The sequence below is a fragment of the Rummeliibacillus sp. NPDC094406 genome (assembly GCF_044763875.1).
GTDB lineage: Bacteria > Bacillota > Bacilli > Bacillales_A > Planococcaceae > Rummeliibacillus.
Genome location: NZ_JBIWGZ010000002.1, coordinates 709847 through 726270 on the forward strand (window position 1 = coordinate 709847; position 16424 = coordinate 726270).

Genomic DNA, 16424 nt, shown 5'->3' on the forward strand with positions numbered 1-16424 from the left:
ATGGCAGCACCAATTACGACTATTCAAAAACAACAAGTTACAGAAGAACAAATTGCAGAACAAAAATTAAATGATTTAAAAGGTTTGCTTTCAGAAAATGAGCAAGCACTACAACAAATTTTTTCTATTGTATCCGATTTAAACGATATCGGAGCATTAGAAGCAGTCAATAAAATGATACAAGCGAAAGAAGAAATTGCGCATATTGCACTCGGTCAAATTTCTCGTGAGCCTGTAACAAACATCATCAATCAACTAATGTCTGTTGCAGGTCTTTTATCAGCAATGGATCCTGATATGACGAAAAAGCTAATCGGTAGCTTAAATACTGGACTTGATGCAGCAAACGCTGCAACTGCTAAAGAAGAAAAAGTCACACTCTTTAGCTTAATGAAAGTAATCAAAGACCCTGATGTCAACCGTGCTCTAAACTTTGGCATTCATTTCTTAAAAGGTCTTGGTAAAGGATTGAAAGACTGATGCTAACAAAAGAACAAGTATTAGAAGCGCTCAAAAAAATCAATGACCCAGAGCTTCATAAAAGCATTGTCGAATTGAATATGGTACGCAATATTCAAATTGACGGTTCAAGTATTCAGCTTGAAGTCGTGCTAACCATTCAAGGCTGCCCTTTAAAAGCGCAAATCCAGCAGGACATTGAGGACACACTTCAAGCAATTGGTGCTACACATATTGCTCTCACTTTTGGCTCAATGACGGCTGAGGAAAGACAAGCTTTAACTGCCTCTTTGAAAATGGAAGCAACAACGGAAACAGGTATGCCCAAAATACTCCGTCCAGATTCCGGCGTGCGCTTTATCGCTATTACTAGCGGTAAGGGCGGCGTTGGTAAATCAACAGTAACGATAAACTTAGCCGTAGCCCTTGCTCAACTAGGAAAACGTGTTGGAATTATAGATGCCGATATTTACGGCTTTAGCATTCCAGCTATGATGAAAATTGAGCAAAAGCCAACGATGATTGAGCAAACAGCGATTCCCGTTACAAGCCACGGCGTCAAGGTTATGTCAATGGGCTTTTATTCAAAGGACAATCAACCCGTCATGTGGCGAGGACCTATGTTAAATAAATGGATTCGCAACTTTTTAGCGAATACGCATTGGGGCGAATTAGATTACTTACTCTTGGATCTTCCACCTGGCACTGGTGACGTGGCAATTGATGTCGCGGCAATGATTCCTCATGCACAGGAAATTATCGTCACGACACCCCATAATGCCGCATCACATGTTGCTTCAAGAGCGGGTGCGATGGCAAAACACACAAAACACACCATTATTGGTGTCGTTGAAAACATGGCTTATTTTGAAAATCATGAAGGTGAACGTAATTATTTATTTGGTCAAGGCGGTGGCGAAGCATTAGCTGCGCAGCTACAAACAGAGGTCATAGCCCAAATTCCATTCGTACAACCTGAGGAAAATACTGGTTCCTCTGTTTACGACGAAGATTCTGTCGTTGGCGAAGCCTTCACGCATTTAGCTGAAGATCTTATTTATACCTACGATAACAAATGATAAAAAACAAGCCAACGCCTAGCGTTTGGCTTGTTTTTTCATATAAATTTATCTAGCAGGTGCTTTTATTAAATGCACACCGAGTAGCATGACGAAGGATAAGCCGATCATGACGATAACCCATGACCAAGCTAAAGTCATATTACCTGCATCAATTGCGACATAAATGGCAAGTGGTGTTGTTTGCGTTTTTCCTGGTAAATTTCCAGCAAACATGAGTGTAGCACCGAACTCGCCTAATGCTCGTGTAAAGCTTAAAATACTACCTGAAACAATGGACTTCATAGCCAGCGGAATAGAAATGAAAAGAAATACTTGCCACTCCTTTGCACCATCAATACGTGCAGCATTTTCAACATTTTCATCTACCGCTTCAAATCCTGTTTTCGCTGATTGGTACATTAAAGGAAAGGCGACAATCGTTGAAGCAATAACAGCCGCCCACCAGGTAAACATGATGGGCTGATGAAAGAGCCACTCAATACCTTGTCCTAGCCAGCTGTTTTTACCAAAAATAATGATGAGCAAAAAGCCAACAACAGTCGGTGGCAATACTAAAGGAAGCAGTAAAACCGTTTCTAAGACCGTTTTGCCTTTAAACATTTTTTTAGCCATCCACTTTCCGATAAAAGTGCCGAGTACGATGACGATGAATCCGGAAACAAGTGCGATTTCAATCGATAACCGAATGGGCGTCCAAAAATCCAGCGTCATACACTAGTTAGTTCCTTTAAAGCCATAGCTTTTGAAAACATCCATTGCCTGTTTACTTTGAAGGTAATCATAGAAAGCTTTAGCCTCTTTTGCATGCTTACTATCTTTAATGATGCCGAGTGGATAAATAATCGGTGTATGTGTATGTTCATCGGCTACAGCAGCAATCGTTGCTTTTTTCGAAACCATCGCATCTGTGCGGTAAACGATACCTGCGTCCACATTACCTGTTTCAACATATGTTAATACTTGGCGAACGTCTTTTGCATACACAACTTTCGGTTTTACCGTTTTCCAAACTTTCATATTTTCTAATGTTTCTGTTCCATATTGACCAGCTGGCACAGATTCAGGTGTACCTAGAGCCACTTTATTGGCCTTCGTTAAATCTTGAAAGCTATGAATACCGGCCTCGTTCTTTTTAGGAACGACTAAAACTAAATCATTTGATAAAAGGTTGACACCTTGTGATTTTTCAATAAGTCCTTCTTTAACAAGTTGGCCAAATTTATCTTCTGCTGCTGAGAAAAACAAGTCAACAGGAGCACCTTGTGAAATTTGTTGTTGCAATGCACCGGAACCACCAAAATTATAAGTGATTTTCACATTAGAATGTTCCTTCTCATACGTAGTTTTAAGCGAATTGAGTGCATCTTGCAAACTCGCTGCTGCTGAAACAGTTAATTCTACTTGACTTTGCTTTGTTGTCCCTTGGCTTTTTTGCTGTTCTTGACTGCCACAGCCAACTAAAATGCCTAGTACAAGGACAATCGAAAATAATAAATAATAAAACTTTTTCATAGCCCTTCCCTTTCCTTATAACCAATTATAATTAGATATATCTAATTATAACTAATTATAATTAAAAATAAAATACTCTGAGCGTCCTTTTTGTGACAAAAGCAAAATAAATACGTTACTATAAAGTAATGGAGGGATTGCTATGTCACAGGAACGTTCCTATACAATTGAAGAAGTCGCACAACTATTAAAAATATCAAAACTAACTACTTACGATCTCGTGAAAAAAGGAGAAATTCCCGTCTTTCGCGTTGGTCGGCAAATGCGTATAGATGCTCTAGATTTAGAGACTTATATCGAAAAACAAAAAATAAGCAATAAAGATGCTACAACGAAACCGATGACGCGAGATAATCAAACAATCGTTATTAGTGGCCAAGACTTAGTGCTTGATTTGCTAGGAAAATATATTACAAAAAACAGTCTTTTTAAAACACTCCGTTCACATGAGGGAAGCTTGAATGGTCTAATTGCCTTATATCAAGAAGAGACAGATATTGCGAGCCTACATATGTATGATGGCGATACAGGCGAATACAATACGCCGTATGTCAAAAAACTATTTGTTAGCCAACCATATATTATAGTCAATGTTGTATCACGAAAAGCTGGATTTTATGTTCAAAAGGGAAATCCCCTACACATTCATTCCTTTAAAGATTTAGCAAAATCAAATGTCTTAATGATGAATCGCGAAAAGGGCTCTGGTGCACGCACACTTTTAGATGAACAACTCCGCATCCATCAGATAGTTCCTTCAACCATTAAGGGCTATGACCAAGAAGAAACCAATCACCTCGGCGTTGCAACAGCAGTAGCAACTGGAGAAGCGAATGTCGGAATTGGCATTGAAAAAACAGCCATATTGGTGGATGTTGATTTTGTACCTTTTATTGATGAACGTTATGATCTCGTTTTATTAAAAACTGAAAAAAACCACCTGCTTATTGAAGAAGTACAGAAAATAGTAACATCTGAAGCATTTCACGCAGAATTGCGTTCAATTGGAGGCTATGATCTTTCAAAAACAGGAACGATTATCCACGAAACATTTTGAGAATCTTCTATTATATATACGAATTTAGTGGAGGCAAGATGGATGACTTTTATAGAGCTTAAGCATTTACAAAAAACATACAATCAGCAGCAATTCATTTTAAAGGATATTAATGTAGATATTCAAAAAGGGGAATTTTTCGTGATTGTTGGTCCATCAGGTTCTGGTAAAAGCACATTATTAAATATGATTGCAGGTCTAGAGAACATTACAGCCGGTGTACTTACTATCAATGGGAAAGAAATGAATAATGAGCTACCCCGTAACCGACAAATTTCGATGGTTTTTCAGCATTATGCGCTCTATCCTCATCTAACGGTTGAGCAAAATATTTTATTTAATTTAAAAATGAGGAAGAAATCAAAGGAAGAACAGGAAAAGCTACTAAAGGATGCTGTGGCATTGACTAACTTAGAAAACCACTTATCACAAAAGCCACATCAATTATCAGGCGGCCAACGACAACGCGTTGCATTAGCACGTGCTATTGTCAACGATGCACCGATTTGCTTAATGGATGAGCCATTATCCAATTTAGATGCACAGCTTCGCGCACAAATGCGGACAGAAATTCGCCGTATTCAACAAAAGCTCGGTCTAACCATTCTTTACGTCACTCATGACCAAACAGAAGCTATGACAATGGGCGATCGCATTATGGTCCTGCATGAAGGCGTCGTTCAGCAAATAGGAAAGCCACTCGATCTATACAATCATCCGCAAAATCTATTTGTCGCTCGCTTTATCGGCTCACCGAAAATGAATATCGCGCGAGCAATTTGTCAAAAGCAGCAACTAATAATTGAAGGCGAATGGAAAATCGAGCTACCACAGTCAATCGCCACCACCCTCCCACAACAAAAGGAATTACTCATTGGCATACGTCCAGAGCATTTACAAAAAGGTGGTAACTTACAAATGCTTGTTCAAAGCATTGAACAGCTTGGACATGAAACACACGTCACATTCGATATGCCTCAAGAAACATGGGCTGCAAAATGGAGTGGACAGCTTGCAATCGATGCTGGTACTACTCTCTCCATTGGCATCGATCCTCAAAACATCTATTTTTTTGATAAAGAAACAGAAAAGCTTTTAGGATAAGGAGCATTTCTACTAAAAGATATTCTAAAAACTATAAAAGGCATGCGTGCTGTTTGATCAGCATTCATGCCTTTTATAGCGAAATGATTTTTTTGATTTTATCCCTAGAGAACGAAAAAAGAACAGGCTAGTAGTTTTTTCACTACTAGCCTGTTTTTGTCTAGTTATTTCTTAACTTTTATAAGTTCAATACGTGGTTTGACCACTGTGTTTGATTAGCTTCTTTTCTCCATAAGATGGCTCCATTTGGCTGTGGCTTCGATTAATTCAGTTCCTATAAGAACAGCGATGGTTCTTACTATTCGGATGCTTTTGAGTTGCGGGCGTTTACTTCATTTATTATTTTTTTAGTATCAGTCACTTATAAAAAAGGCACATTATTAAAAAGCATTTCAAAAGTATCGATTAAATCACCTAGTATAGAATCTGCAAGAATCGTGAAAAGTATTCCGTTCATAATCATATAAGCAACATAAAAAATTAAATAGCCATAAAAAGAATCTAGTTTCTTGCTAGTATTTTGTAATAGGACGGTAATAATATAGATGGGGATGACTCCTAATACTAATATATAGGCTAATAAAACGCTGATGCCAAAGAATACATATGAGTGTATTAATAAGAATATGAACGCAATTACGTTTAAAATAATAGGTAATGATAAAAAACCACTATATACCGATATTATTTGTTTATAAGTATATGGCTTCCCAAATATACGGTTTACAACATATAAGGTAGTGATAGCTATAAAGATAGACATGATGCAAACAATTAGATATCCAAAAGCTATGCTCATTGATGGTCTAGTGGAATAATAATTCGATAATCCTATTCCACCTATTAATGTATTTAGAAAGCTAGTTAATAAAATGGTCATCAATAATGCATAAACGCCAATGGAGATTAAGCCATTTTTCGATTCGTTTGTATGTTGAATGGCTGAAGTTGGGTGCTTTAAATAATAAACAAAGTATCCCCAATATTGTTTTGACTGTTGTTTTACTCTATCAAAGGTTTCATTTTGAGAATCTTTATTTATTTCTTCATGTATAGATTGTTCTACTTGGCTACCTGTAGTTGCGCTTGTCTGTTGTTCGTGTTCAGCTTGAATAGGAAAACCACATTTACCACAAAAATTTCCGGTTTCTTGTTCATTTCCACAATTGTTACATTTCATAGAATTCATCCTTTTCTTGATCTTGTTTACTATTTGTTAGTGTAGTAAAGATAAGTCTTGTATAATTCCCAATGACCCTCTGTAATCGATTGTGCTAATTATGCGCAACAAACGATACTCTACTTGTTCAATACCACATTGGAGTATATCATTATAGATTGTTTCTTTCTACTCTTCGTATTCTTCTTCTGAGATTTTTTCACTATCTACTTTACTGATAACATAGCTGTCTCCTGAAGATTGAATCGTATAGGTTTTTTTAAAGTAATAATCAATCATAGGACCTTCATGACTATAAAATGTATACTCTTCATTTGTATCAAATTTGAATGTTGTGTCATTGATTGCCACTAGATTATCCATTTCATTTGTATGATTGCTGATTTCATCATCATCTACAAATTTAGAAAAATAAGATTTATAATCTTTTTCTAATTCAGAATTACTTACTACATAATAAGATGTTGCATCATATACGTGATTATTAACATCTGATTCATATGCTCTTCGGAAACGATTGTAAAAGTTCTCAATGTCATCTTGCTGCTCATATGCTACATCTTCTAAATGTTGCTGTTGTTCTTCTTTGTCGATCTGGTCATTGATATATTGGAAGTCTAATGTAACATCAGAATTTATGACTTTTACTTTATCCGTTTTATATGTTTTACCATTATCCTTTGCGATAGCTTGAACAGTAACAGAGCCATCTAAAGGAAGTGGACCGATAGAATCTAAATCAGAAACAGTTGACTTTGTGGATTTTCCATTAATATAGACAATCGCATCTTCATTATTTGAATAAATATCAGCATATTCAGGGTTGATATCTGGTGTATAGGTTTGCTCATTGTCCTCTGCATCAGTCATTTTCATCTTACCGTCAAATGGTATCTCACCGTATTCTGATTTTACTATCGCAGACCATCTATAAGTGCCAGGTAAATAATCACCTAAAAAGACATCATCATCAGATGATAGTTCTATTGTTTTATCTGATGAGGTAAATTGAACATGGTCATAATCAGAAGCTACAGATACGTGAATTGGTACAAGTTCAAAAGAAACTTTATGGTAGATACCACCTAGCACAGGCTTATTCACCATTTTAATCATTTTATTTCTATTTTCATCATAAATTGGATCGGCTAACCCATTCGTTTTTAATGCTTCTATATTTGCTAATAGTTGATTGCGAATATCTGGCCACGATTGTTCATCGATATAGTCATAGAAACTTTTCGCATCTGTATGTACTTTCTTATCATAATCAAAGTGCTTTAAGAAGGCTTTTGCATCTTCTTTTTCAAAATCCTCATGCATCGCTGTCACAGTTTTCGTAGGATCTGTGATGGATTTCATCGTCAAATGGCCAGCAAATAATAATATTATTATTGCAATAATCGAAAAAAGTGTAAGTTTATTCTTCTTATTCATTTTTTGCTTTTGCCATCTTTGTTGAGGCATTTCGTTAGTAGCAGGTATAGAAAACTTTGTTTCAACATCTTCTTTGGGTTGCGGATTTTCATTCTCTGTTAAAGCATGACCACACTTTTCACAGAAGAGCTGACCCTTTTCATAGGAATTGCCGCAATTTTTACAAAAATTCATTTCTTCGCTCCTTTTCATCTTTTAGATAGAAAGACTTATAAAGTATAAAATAATAATCTTTTTATCTAATAATACACAAGTATTATACCAATTTTTTTATATTAAAAGTATTATTTTTAGGAAAAAAGTATTACACCTAAATATTTCAGCGATTTGAAGACAAAATTACACCTTTCTCCCTTAGATAAAAGAAAAACAGGGACCGCTATTCGTGAAGTCTCCGCTTTAGTTGAATCCGTCATATGTATAAAAGAAACCACTCAAACACAACAACCAAACCAATCGTAACAACGCAAAAAGTCCTTGACTCTTTGGTAGAGCTAAGGACTTGAATTGTGTGAAATGTTTGGGTGACTGGCACCGTGAACTACATTTTAAAAGAAAATTAATACAAATTATAATAACTCCGCAGTACCATAAAAAAACTTTTACTAATTAAAATATGCTTTGCTAATTTTATTGTTTTGACCAGGTATTATCTACAAATTTAAAACCATTATAATCTACTAAAGTAGGCTTGATATAATCATAAGGTTCAATTATATCTGGTTCAGCAAATCCATAATACGGCACTGATACTTTATATGATTTACCTACCTTATAATACGAATACCATATAAGTTCACTACAATATGTTTCCTTTATATTTTCTGGATTACGGGAGATTTTATAAGGAATATGTTTACCTACACGTTTTTTCTTTTTTTTATCATATTTTGTGAACGAAGAAATAGCCTTATCAGCAGCCTTTTCTCCTAATTTAGCTGATTTAGGCCTAATTACTTTTGAGTTTCCATATCGTTCTTCCCACTGCTTTTTTGTAAAAATAATAGGATATGGTTCACTTTTCCATCCAGATGCATGAAGAATTTGATTTGATCCAATAAAGATACCTGTATGTCCTAGTATCCCCTTGGCACTTGTATTTTTTGTAATTATAATATCCCCAGGTTTATTGCTAAGTGCTTGTGCTGACAAATTGGGAATCAAAAAAATTATTGTTATTATTCCTAGAATAGCTGGTATGTATATTAGTCTTTTATGCACTTTAAAACCTCCTGCATTTAATATATTATAATATTTGCATTAATTAATAAATATTGGTAGACCTAAAAGCGAAATAGTAATAATATACCATTGTTAGGAGTTGCTTGATTTGAAAAAGATATTTATAGGTGTTTCCGTTTTATTGATATTGGTGGCTTGTGGTTTCGGATATGTAAAATACAAACAATATAATGTTGAAAATACGGTAGTTAATTACTTAAAAACAGAAGAAGGTATCCCAGAAGATAAGATAAATACCGAACCTTTTATCGCAAATATGCCAGGAAATAAAAATTGGATGGTTAAAGTAGAAATTAAAGGAGATTCCAAAGTATATAGTTATTATAAAAATAAGGACGGAAAAGTAGTATTAGATTCATATATAGAAGATGGAGAAGTTACAATTGTAGATAAAGTTATGAATTAAAGGCCCGGTACCAACGTTGCTGTAACCAGGGGCAAAGAGAAAATTATTATATATGGGTTCCTGACAGAAAAACGTGGAAAACCTACACTAATACAATTTCTAGAATGAAAAGCTGATTTTTCCTCCGCTAAGGAAGAATCAGCTTTTTGTTATGTTTCAATACTACCCACGATATGGCTAACATACTTCAATAGCTGATACTGTTCGCGTTAAAGATCCTTTCCACACTACTTATCATTGTGGGGTGACTAGCACCGTGAACTAACTCCTCAAAACCTCCAACAAAATCCCTGTTTTATCATCGGAACGTTCTGCTCTGGGGAATTGTTGACAGTATGGATCATCCTTTTCCATTAGGGTGATTTTCGTGCAGGTACTTTTGAGTCCTCTGTTGAATATTTGCTTTGCTGATTCCATCCAATTTGCATGACTTGGTGGTCTATGACTTAGTAATTGGAACCCATCTGTTACCAATGCGATTTTCTTTACATCCATCAATGGAATTTTCCCTATTTCCCAGAAGCTCGAAGTTTCTCTACTTCCATCTATGATTCCATATCCTTCATACGTATTAAAGCTTTCGCAACACTGCATCCGAAAAGATTGAGTCAACGTCAGCGCATTTTCATAACATTGGACTAACTTCTTTTCAGTGTAATTTCTCCTCAACGTCTTTTTTAAACCATTAAATTGAAGCTTCACTTTTCGAATATATTTCTCCTGAATTTTGGTTGTGTGGTCATAGGTTAGGCTTCGTATGGTCCCGTTTTGATATTGCACAAATAACATACAATTTCCCGTTTGAATATAGTGCAGCGTATCATCTCTTATTTGAATTGCGGCTACACTACAACAATTCCTTATGTACTTTTCCATATCACCAAGATCATCCCATATTGCTATTGCTCTTTTCGCTCTTCTCATTTCAATATTCGCTGATCTTAGGATGTGTTCCAATGAATCATTGTCGTAAGATTTATCTAGAAGAAATTTCCTTATGGTGTGCGCAGCCTCTACGCCAGAAAAAGGACCAAAACCAGAATCCCCATCAATTACCGCAAATCGATTGTTTTTTTGATCACATACATATGCATCCTCTAATTCCTTTTTATACCCTTCTTCATAAACAACATCTAACACATTAATCATCCTAGAACAACTCCCATTCTTTTTTAGATTAAGTGAATAGCTCCCCTATGGCATTATCTATCAATACTATTAAACTCCCATATGCATATCTCATGACCCCCATTCCCAAATAATACTTTATAACTATACATTACCATTATTTAGAATTAAAAAGTTACATATTATGTAATTTGTAACAATTAATTCATAATTAAGTAAATATTATAAAAAATCTGAAATTGTATCGAAATTGAAAAAACCACTTGAAAATTTAGTACTTATCAAATTTTTATCATTACTACAAACACACTAATGACGGGGTTTTGCTATTGTTCGACATTTCTTCGACAGACCTATTTTGCGTGTTTTAGCCCTCTAAAATGCCATTTTGTCTATTTTACAGATGCCAGCACAAATTTGTATTCTGGGAGCACCTAGGAAAACAAGCGTTGTGCACAATGAGAATGGACACAAATTATGTTTCAATTTGATGAAATTTTAGAGCAATATGAACCCATGATCTCTGCAGCAATTCGAAAATGCCGTATTTACAAAAACCATGAACACTATGCTCAAACAGCACGCATTGCCTTATGGAAAGCCTGGAAAAAGTATGATCATGTACAAGGAGATTTTGCCCCCTATGCCTTTACCTGTATCCGCGGTAGCATTTTAGATGAACTTAAAAAAGAAAATCGTTATGAAGAACGCTATCAGCCGGAACAAGATGACATCATCGAACTTTACTTGCCAACATCAATAGAATCTGATGTATCTAATATTTTAGAAGGATTACTCAACAACATTACAAAAGCCGAGCAGCAATTTCTCATAGACTATTACATCGGGGGCTATTCCTATGAAGAGTTGTCAGTGAAATATCATGCTTCTGCTGCTACTTTGCAGAAGAGACGGACGCGGATATTAGAGAAAGTGAGAAAAGCGATTTAACATGAACAACACCACCTGATTTGTATTGCTCAGGTGGTGTTGATATAAATATAAACTGAAGTTATCAGTAACTAAAAAACTATTTTTTCAAAGGAAATCATTATTGCTTAAGTGCATTGTTCTCGGAAGGATACTATTTTTTTACGAAAAGGGTGGTTGTCACGGAAAATGGTAATAATTATTAAAAAGCGGTCGTAATCCGTTTACTTACGTGAAGCATTAGTATGCAAGGTCTACATAGCTATCTATCCCTTCGAACACGATTTTGTGCAAAAGAGCCAATGCTGGCGTAAAAGTTTATCAAACACGTCAAGATTAGAAACTTTATTATGATACAATAATCCATTAGCAGTCTAAGTTTTTGTAAAAGGGGCTATTAAAAAAATGAGTATTATTATTTTTAATTTATTTTGTTTAGGTCTAGTGTTGAGCATGGCATTAGCAATTGTTAAATTTTACAAATTATATAATAAAACAAAAGATATGAACTTTAAAGTTGGTATTGTTTTGTTTATAATAGCGACTTTGTCGACATTAATTGGGTTTGGCATCGTTGATTATACGTGGTTTGTTTGACATGATTAATAGCCATTAATAAAAGAGCGTCTAATGTAATTAAATTCATTAGTCGCTCTTTATCTCTTTAATCAACTTTTTTGTAGTGGATTCACAAATACCTGTTCTTATAGACATCTTATCTAATACTAAGTATGTGCATTCTTTTTATCGGTGTATATTGGATAAATCACTAAATTCTAATGTAGAAATTTATATTCATAAGGATATGATAGTTTATAAATATCAAATATTTATATAATAAAGTAAAATATTTATTTAAATTTTCATTCCCAACAAGACCTTTAACCTAATAATCCCCTACTCATATTTCTAAATATAAAGTTAATAGAATAAAAAATACTCAACATTTCGACATAACTGAATTAATTTAAAGCATTAACATAAATTACTTTATTCATTTATAGGTAATTACTCATTAAATAGATGGATGATTACGTATTTTTTATTTCTTTATAACTATTCCTTTTTTGGTATTTTTATTCCATTTTTACATTTTAACCCACACTTAGGTTTTGGAAGTGCTATAATCATCTAGAAATTATTGTAATGGAGGGAATTGTTATTAATAAGAAAAGGTGGTTATTAATTAGTTTATTTGCAGTACTTTCGTTGCTTCTAACCGCATGTGGTTCAAGTGGTAGTGGATCTGATTCTAAGCAAGAAGCACGTGACGTTGGAATTAAACTCAACTCAGGTGAATATATAGCAGTCAGTAAATATGATGACAACGAAGAAAAAACTTACCTCAAGTTAAACTTAACAGTACATAATAAATCTAAAAACGAAATATCTATATCGGGGTTAGATTTTAGTCTTTATGATAAAAACAATGAAAAGATTGAATCAGTTTATGTAAATCCTCCAGACGAAGATTCATATAAAGAATTATCTGGAAGCGTTTCACCAGAGAAAAAGGCATCTGGCGATTTAGCATACCCTATTAATCCAGAAGAAAAATATGAGCTTCATTTCCAACCACATATTTACGATGATAAAGGTAACAAACAGAAAGAATTAGTAGTAAAAGTGGATCCGTCAAAATATAAAAATGATACTGAAAATGCGAAAAAGGCAATTGCAGCTTACATCGATAACGTATTCTTAAGCAAAGAAAACCCTGATTTTAAAACTGTACTCACAAATGATGTGATTAAGGATAGTCAAAAATTTGATGAAGAACTTGGAAATCAACTTAAAGAAGGTTCCGAGGAATACAAACTAAATTTAAAAACTGAGAAAAACTTTATTGAAAAATACCGTATAGCATTAAATCGAAATATCAAACCAACTTATCAAATCGAATATGCAGACGCAAAAAATGCAAAAGTGATGGTAAGATTTAAAAACTTTGATAGTTCTGATTTGTACACGCAAACTAGAAAAGTAAGCGAACAATTTGTGAAAAAAAATGAAAAAAAATATTCATATAATGAATATGATAAAGCGAAAAAGGATGCTTTAGTTTATACTATTAATCGAATTGATCAAATTCTAAACAATACAAAACTAAGCAACGACTCACGTAACTATTCAATTACTATGAAAAATGTAGATGGTAAGTGGCACATTCAAACCACTGATGAAGATATGAATAGCGAATACGATGATTTGTTAGAATCATTTGTTTTAGAAATGTAAAATTAGCTATCACGAAAAAGAAACACAGACCAAAGTTGGTTTGTGTTTCTTCTATTACATATAAAGGATTCTTTTTGAGTCTGACATTATAGGATTCGAACCAGCTCTTTAACGTTGAAGTTCAGCTGCATAATCATTTAGTAATTCATAGCAGCGCTCTTTCGTAGACTCAGCTAAAGTCATAGCGTGTGTTACCTTTGGTGTATACGAATCCATACTTTCTGCATCTATACTCGCCTGATCTGCAGTAGCATCACGATCATGAATCCATTGGTTTTGGTAGTTTCGTAGACTATTAAAATCACTTGCTGATAATTTTGTTTTTAATGTACCATAGATATCATTTAATAATGCATCCCATTGCCCATAACGTGCATTTTCTGCATTGATCATTTTATCTTCTGAACCCATTGTTGTACCATCAATACTTTCAGCAGGATTATCATAATTTGAAACAATAGAAGATGCCTGATTTGAATAGACTTGGTACATATTATTTTTTGTTTGTTGTTGAGGTTGAGATGTGCTGATGTTACTTGAAGAAGTTTGCTCTTTTTTCTTTTTAGCAGCAAGTTCTTTGTCTTGCTTTCTCTTTGCCTCTTGACGTAAATTCTCTACCTGGCCGTTTACACTAATGAGTATATTTGTAGAGCTAAGTAATGTATCTGCTTGATTCATTGCTTTTTTATATTTCTTATCCTCGATTAAATTTTCAATTTCTTGCGTCTTCTTTAATTGCGTTACATATTTTTTTGCTTGTAAATCTTTTGGTTTTTCGTCTAATGCCAATTCAAAAGATGCTAATGCTTTATCAATATCTCCATCTGTTAATGCAAGTTTTCCCTGCTCCACAGCTTTTGTATATGTAGAATTTACACTTTCTGCATTTTTCATTAAGTCCCCACTATTACCGCACCCTGCTAATAATAATCCGACTAAAAGTATGTATGATAATTTCCTCATGTTGTCCCACCTTTTGGCTTATTTCCTTCCTATTTTATTCTTTAATTTAAACTATGACTAGTACATTTTCTATTACGAATGTGGAAATTATACTAGTTATCAAATTAATTATTATTTGTAATTTATCTGCAAGAAAACTATTTCAGATAAAGTGAAATCATATTACTTATCTAATCCAACATTCAAAGGAAACATCTATTGTTTTGAACACCAGAAAAATCCCGTATAGGTATGAAAGCTCTTATGTATAAATACATAAGAGCTTTTGGTTTAATTTCTTAGGTTAATATTTTTTAAACTTGACTATAGGGTAACGTCTGTACTATTCTCTTTTTTTATTTTCCTTTGTTTTCTTTTGTTTTTCTTTTTATACCACCACATATAAGTCCCTGTGAACATTAGAATGGATGGAGTAAGTCCACCAATTGCATATAAAATTTTAGTAAATATTCCTCCAAAAGTTCCTGCATGCAAAGGCAGATGCCAAATTTGATAAAACAGACCACTGTTTATCTTTGGATCTAGCTTCCCTAATATTTTTCCACTATAAGGGTCTAACCAGACTCTTATGTTACTATTTCCAGGGTCGTAAGAACGACTCAAACGAATTTCTACTGCCCCATCCTTATCTTCTGGCATTCTAACTTGTGTAATAGTTCCTTTAGGCACTTCTTTTTCAGCATTACTTAATAACTGATCGAGAGGAAGTTTTCCTGTTGGAAGAGGTTTAGAAATAAGGCTCTTTTCTGGAACTATCACCTCAGCATTTCCACCAAACCAACCGAAAATTGTCTCATCGTATGTAAAAAGAGCTCCAGTTAATGATACAATCAATAAAAATGGAATAGAGGCTCCTCCGATAACTTTATGTAAATCATATTTCTTTACAAAAACGTTTTTACTGCGTCTTATTTTAAAACCACTTGTCCATTTTTTTATTCCTGGCCACCATAAATATATACCTGACACAGTGATAAAGAAGAAAAGAAATCCAATTATACCAACAATCTCTTCACCTTTAAAATCTTCTAGGAGGAGCGCTTCGTGGAAACTATGGATAATATTAAAAAAAGATTTATCTCCCAATGTACCATTTATCTTCCCTGTCCCCGGATCAACATATATTGATTGCCGCTTTTCACCTTCGTTTAGACGAAATAAGTATACACCTTTAGCATCAGGATTATCTGGTGTATATACGCGTTGAATTTCCCCGTTTGGATATGAGTTTGATACATTTTCCAAAGCTTGCTGATACGTTACTTTCTTGCTTTCTGTAACTTTATACAAATTAGGATGTATCATGTGATTTAATTCCGGTTCAAATACAAGCAAACTTCCGGTTATTCCGATAAATACTATAAAAATACCTACTAACATGCTCATCCATAGATGAATTTTTCCAATGACTTTCCGCATATCATAAAAACCTACTTTCAAACAATAAAATAATAAATAAAATAAAGTTCCTAATAATAATCGAATGTTTTTAATTTCATCATCATCTGGAGTCTATTCAACTTTTACCTTTCCAGTATGACCAGATATAAACGTCACCTCTCATAAACTCATCTTTTCTTATTTCTTAGTACAAACACGGGCGGCAGCTATTCATTCTGGGAAAATCCTTTTAAGAGATTTAGCGCTGATATAAAAGCTACGCAAAAAATAAATGAAAATGATTAT

The 16424-nt window shown here is 34.1% G+C and carries 15 protein-coding genes; 7 read left to right on the forward strand and 8 right to left on the reverse strand.

Going from position 1 to position 16424, the window contains the following annotated elements; all coding sequences use genetic code 11:
* Positions 1 to 480 carry a helical membrane plugin domain-containing protein gene (locus ACIQ4I_RS08120; protein ID WP_403094990.1) on the forward strand — a complete coding sequence of 160 codons (480 nt, stop codon included), beginning with the start codon at positions 1 to 3 and terminating at the stop codon, positions 478 to 480.
* Entirely contained in the window at positions 480 to 1538 is a 1059-nt protein-coding gene (locus ACIQ4I_RS08125) for a P-loop NTPase (protein ID WP_403094993.1), read from the forward strand. The genes ACIQ4I_RS08120 and ACIQ4I_RS08125 overlap by 1 nt, the downstream gene beginning before the upstream one ends.
* 48 nt (positions 1539 to 1586) lie before the next feature.
* On the opposite strand, the gene modB is transcribed toward ACIQ4I_RS08125, so the two are convergent.
* Positions 1587 to 2252, reverse strand: a complete 666-nt coding sequence (gene modB / locus ACIQ4I_RS08130; protein WP_403094996.1) for a molybdate ABC transporter permease subunit — start codon at positions 2250 to 2252, stop codon at positions 1587 to 1589.
* Positions 2253 to 2255: 3 nt separating this feature from the next.
* A complete protein-coding gene (modA, locus tag ACIQ4I_RS08135; RefSeq protein ID WP_403094999.1) occupies positions 2256 to 3053 on the reverse strand; it encodes a molybdate ABC transporter substrate-binding protein in 798 nt (265 codons plus the stop codon).
* Between the two features lie 142 nt (positions 3054 to 3195).
* Between modA and ACIQ4I_RS08140 the strand changes: the two genes are divergently transcribed.
* Together ACIQ4I_RS08140 and ACIQ4I_RS08145 are read left to right on the forward strand one after the other, a co-directional pair.
* Positions 3196 to 4110 (forward strand): substrate-binding domain-containing protein, encoded by a 915-nt coding sequence (locus ACIQ4I_RS08140; RefSeq protein WP_403095001.1) that lies wholly within the window; start codon positions 3196 to 3198, stop codon positions 4108 to 4110.
* Positions 4111 to 4152: 42 nt separating this feature from the next.
* Positions 4153 to 5214 carry an ABC transporter ATP-binding protein gene (locus tag ACIQ4I_RS08145; RefSeq protein ID WP_403095004.1) on the forward strand — a complete coding sequence of 354 codons (1062 nt, stop codon included), beginning with the start codon at positions 4153 to 4155 and terminating at the stop codon, positions 5212 to 5214.
* A 361-nt stretch (positions 5215 to 5575) separates the two neighbouring features.
* Here ACIQ4I_RS08145 and ACIQ4I_RS08150 read toward each other — a convergent pair whose 3' ends face one another.
* The 3 genes from ACIQ4I_RS08150 to ACIQ4I_RS08160 all read right to left on the reverse strand — a co-directional run bounded on the left by ACIQ4I_RS08150 (position 5576) and on the right by ACIQ4I_RS08160 (position 9052).
* Positions 5576 to 6394: a hypothetical protein gene (locus ACIQ4I_RS08150; protein WP_403095007.1), complete on the reverse strand. Its 819-nt coding sequence runs from the start codon at positions 6392 to 6394 to the stop codon at positions 5576 to 5578.
* Positions 6395 to 6562: 168 nt separating this feature from the next.
* Positions 6563 to 8005, reverse strand: a complete 1443-nt coding sequence (locus tag ACIQ4I_RS08155) for a TcaA 3rd/4th domain-containing protein (RefSeq protein ID WP_403095009.1) — start codon at positions 8003 to 8005, stop codon at positions 6563 to 6565.
* Between the two features lie 456 nt (positions 8006 to 8461).
* Positions 8462 to 9052: a hypothetical protein gene (locus tag ACIQ4I_RS08160; protein WP_403095010.1), complete on the reverse strand. Its 591-nt coding sequence runs from the start codon at positions 9050 to 9052 to the stop codon at positions 8462 to 8464.
* Positions 9053 to 9161: 109 nt separating this feature from the next.
* Between ACIQ4I_RS08160 and ACIQ4I_RS08165 the strand changes: the two genes are divergently transcribed.
* Positions 9162 to 9479 carry a hypothetical protein gene (locus ACIQ4I_RS08165; protein WP_403095013.1) on the forward strand — a complete coding sequence of 106 codons (318 nt, stop codon included), beginning with the start codon at positions 9162 to 9164 and terminating at the stop codon, positions 9477 to 9479.
* A 261-nt stretch (positions 9480 to 9740) separates the two neighbouring features.
* Here ACIQ4I_RS08165 and ACIQ4I_RS08170 read toward each other — a convergent pair whose 3' ends face one another.
* Entirely contained in the window at positions 9741 to 10628 is an 888-nt protein-coding gene (locus ACIQ4I_RS08170; protein ID WP_403095015.1) for a PP2C family serine/threonine-protein phosphatase, read from the reverse strand.
* 456 nt (positions 10629 to 11084) lie between these two features.
* On the opposite strand from ACIQ4I_RS08170, the gene ACIQ4I_RS08175 reads away from it, so the two are divergent.
* Together ACIQ4I_RS08175 and ACIQ4I_RS08180 are read left to right on the forward strand one after the other, a co-directional pair.
* The gene (locus tag ACIQ4I_RS08175; RefSeq protein ID WP_403095018.1) at positions 11085 to 11558 is read left to right on the forward strand and encodes a sigma-70 family RNA polymerase sigma factor; all 474 of its coding nucleotides are present in this window, start codon (positions 11085 to 11087) and stop codon (positions 11556 to 11558) included.
* Positions 11559 to 12683: 1125 nt separating this feature from the next.
* Positions 12684 to 13775 (forward strand): DUF5105 domain-containing protein, encoded by a 1092-nt coding sequence (locus ACIQ4I_RS08180; protein WP_403095021.1) that lies wholly within the window; start codon positions 12684 to 12686, stop codon positions 13773 to 13775.
* Positions 13776 to 13883: 108 nt separating this feature from the next.
* Here ACIQ4I_RS08180 and ACIQ4I_RS08185 read toward each other — a convergent pair whose 3' ends face one another.
* Both ACIQ4I_RS08185 and ACIQ4I_RS08190 read right to left on the reverse strand, forming a co-directional pair.
* On the reverse strand, positions 13884 to 14738 hold the full coding sequence (locus tag ACIQ4I_RS08185) for a lysozyme inhibitor LprI family protein (RefSeq protein ID WP_403095024.1): 855 nt from the start codon (positions 14736 to 14738) through the stop codon (positions 13884 to 13886).
* Between the two features lie 303 nt (positions 14739 to 15041).
* Positions 15042 to 16157, reverse strand: a complete 1116-nt coding sequence (locus tag ACIQ4I_RS08190) for a PepSY-associated TM helix domain-containing protein (RefSeq protein ID WP_403095027.1) — start codon at positions 16155 to 16157, stop codon at positions 15042 to 15044.
* Positions 16158 to 16424: the final 267 nt, after the last annotated feature.

Excerpts from the sequence above, each read along its gene's own strand:
- modA (WP_403094999.1), bottom strand. The coding sequence starts at position 3,053 with ATGAAAAAGTTTTATTATTTATTATTTTCGATTGTCCTTGTACTAGGC.
- ACIQ4I_RS08190 (WP_403095027.1), bottom strand. The coding sequence starts at position 16,157 with ATGCGGAAAGTCATTGGAAAAATTCATCTATGGATGAGCATGTTAGTA.
- ACIQ4I_RS08185 (WP_403095024.1), bottom strand. The coding sequence starts at position 14,738 with ATGAGGAAATTATCATACATACTTTTAGTCGGATTATTATTAGCAGGG.
- ACIQ4I_RS08180 (WP_403095021.1), top strand. The coding sequence starts at position 12,684 with ATGGAGGGAATTGTTATTAATAAGAAAAGGTGGTTATTAATTAGTTTA.
- modB (WP_403094996.1), bottom strand. The coding sequence starts at position 2,252 with ATGACGCTGGATTTTTGGACGCCCATTCGGTTATCGATTGAAATCGCA.
- ACIQ4I_RS08155 (WP_403095009.1), bottom strand. The coding sequence starts at position 8,005 with ATGAATTTTTGTAAAAATTGCGGCAATTCCTATGAAAAGGGTCAGCTC.
- ACIQ4I_RS08145 (WP_403095004.1), top strand. The coding sequence starts at position 4,153 with ATGACTTTTATAGAGCTTAAGCATTTACAAAAAACATACAATCAGCAG.
- ACIQ4I_RS08125 (WP_403094993.1), top strand. The coding sequence starts at position 480 with ATGCTAACAAAAGAACAAGTATTAGAAGCGCTCAAAAAAATCAATGAC.
- ACIQ4I_RS08150 (WP_403095007.1), bottom strand. The coding sequence starts at position 6,394 with ATGAAATGTAACAATTGTGGAAATGAACAAGAAACCGGAAATTTTTGT.
- ACIQ4I_RS08120 (WP_403094990.1), top strand. The coding sequence starts at position 1 with ATGGCAGCACCAATTACGACTATTCAAAAACAACAAGTTACAGAAGAA.
- ACIQ4I_RS08170 (WP_403095015.1), bottom strand. The coding sequence starts at position 10,628 with ATGATTAATGTGTTAGATGTTGTTTATGAAGAAGGGTATAAAAAGGAA.
- ACIQ4I_RS08140 (WP_403095001.1), top strand. The coding sequence starts at position 3,196 with ATGTCACAGGAACGTTCCTATACAATTGAAGAAGTCGCACAACTATTA.
- ACIQ4I_RS08175 (WP_403095018.1), top strand. The coding sequence starts at position 11,085 with ATGTTTCAATTTGATGAAATTTTAGAGCAATATGAACCCATGATCTCT.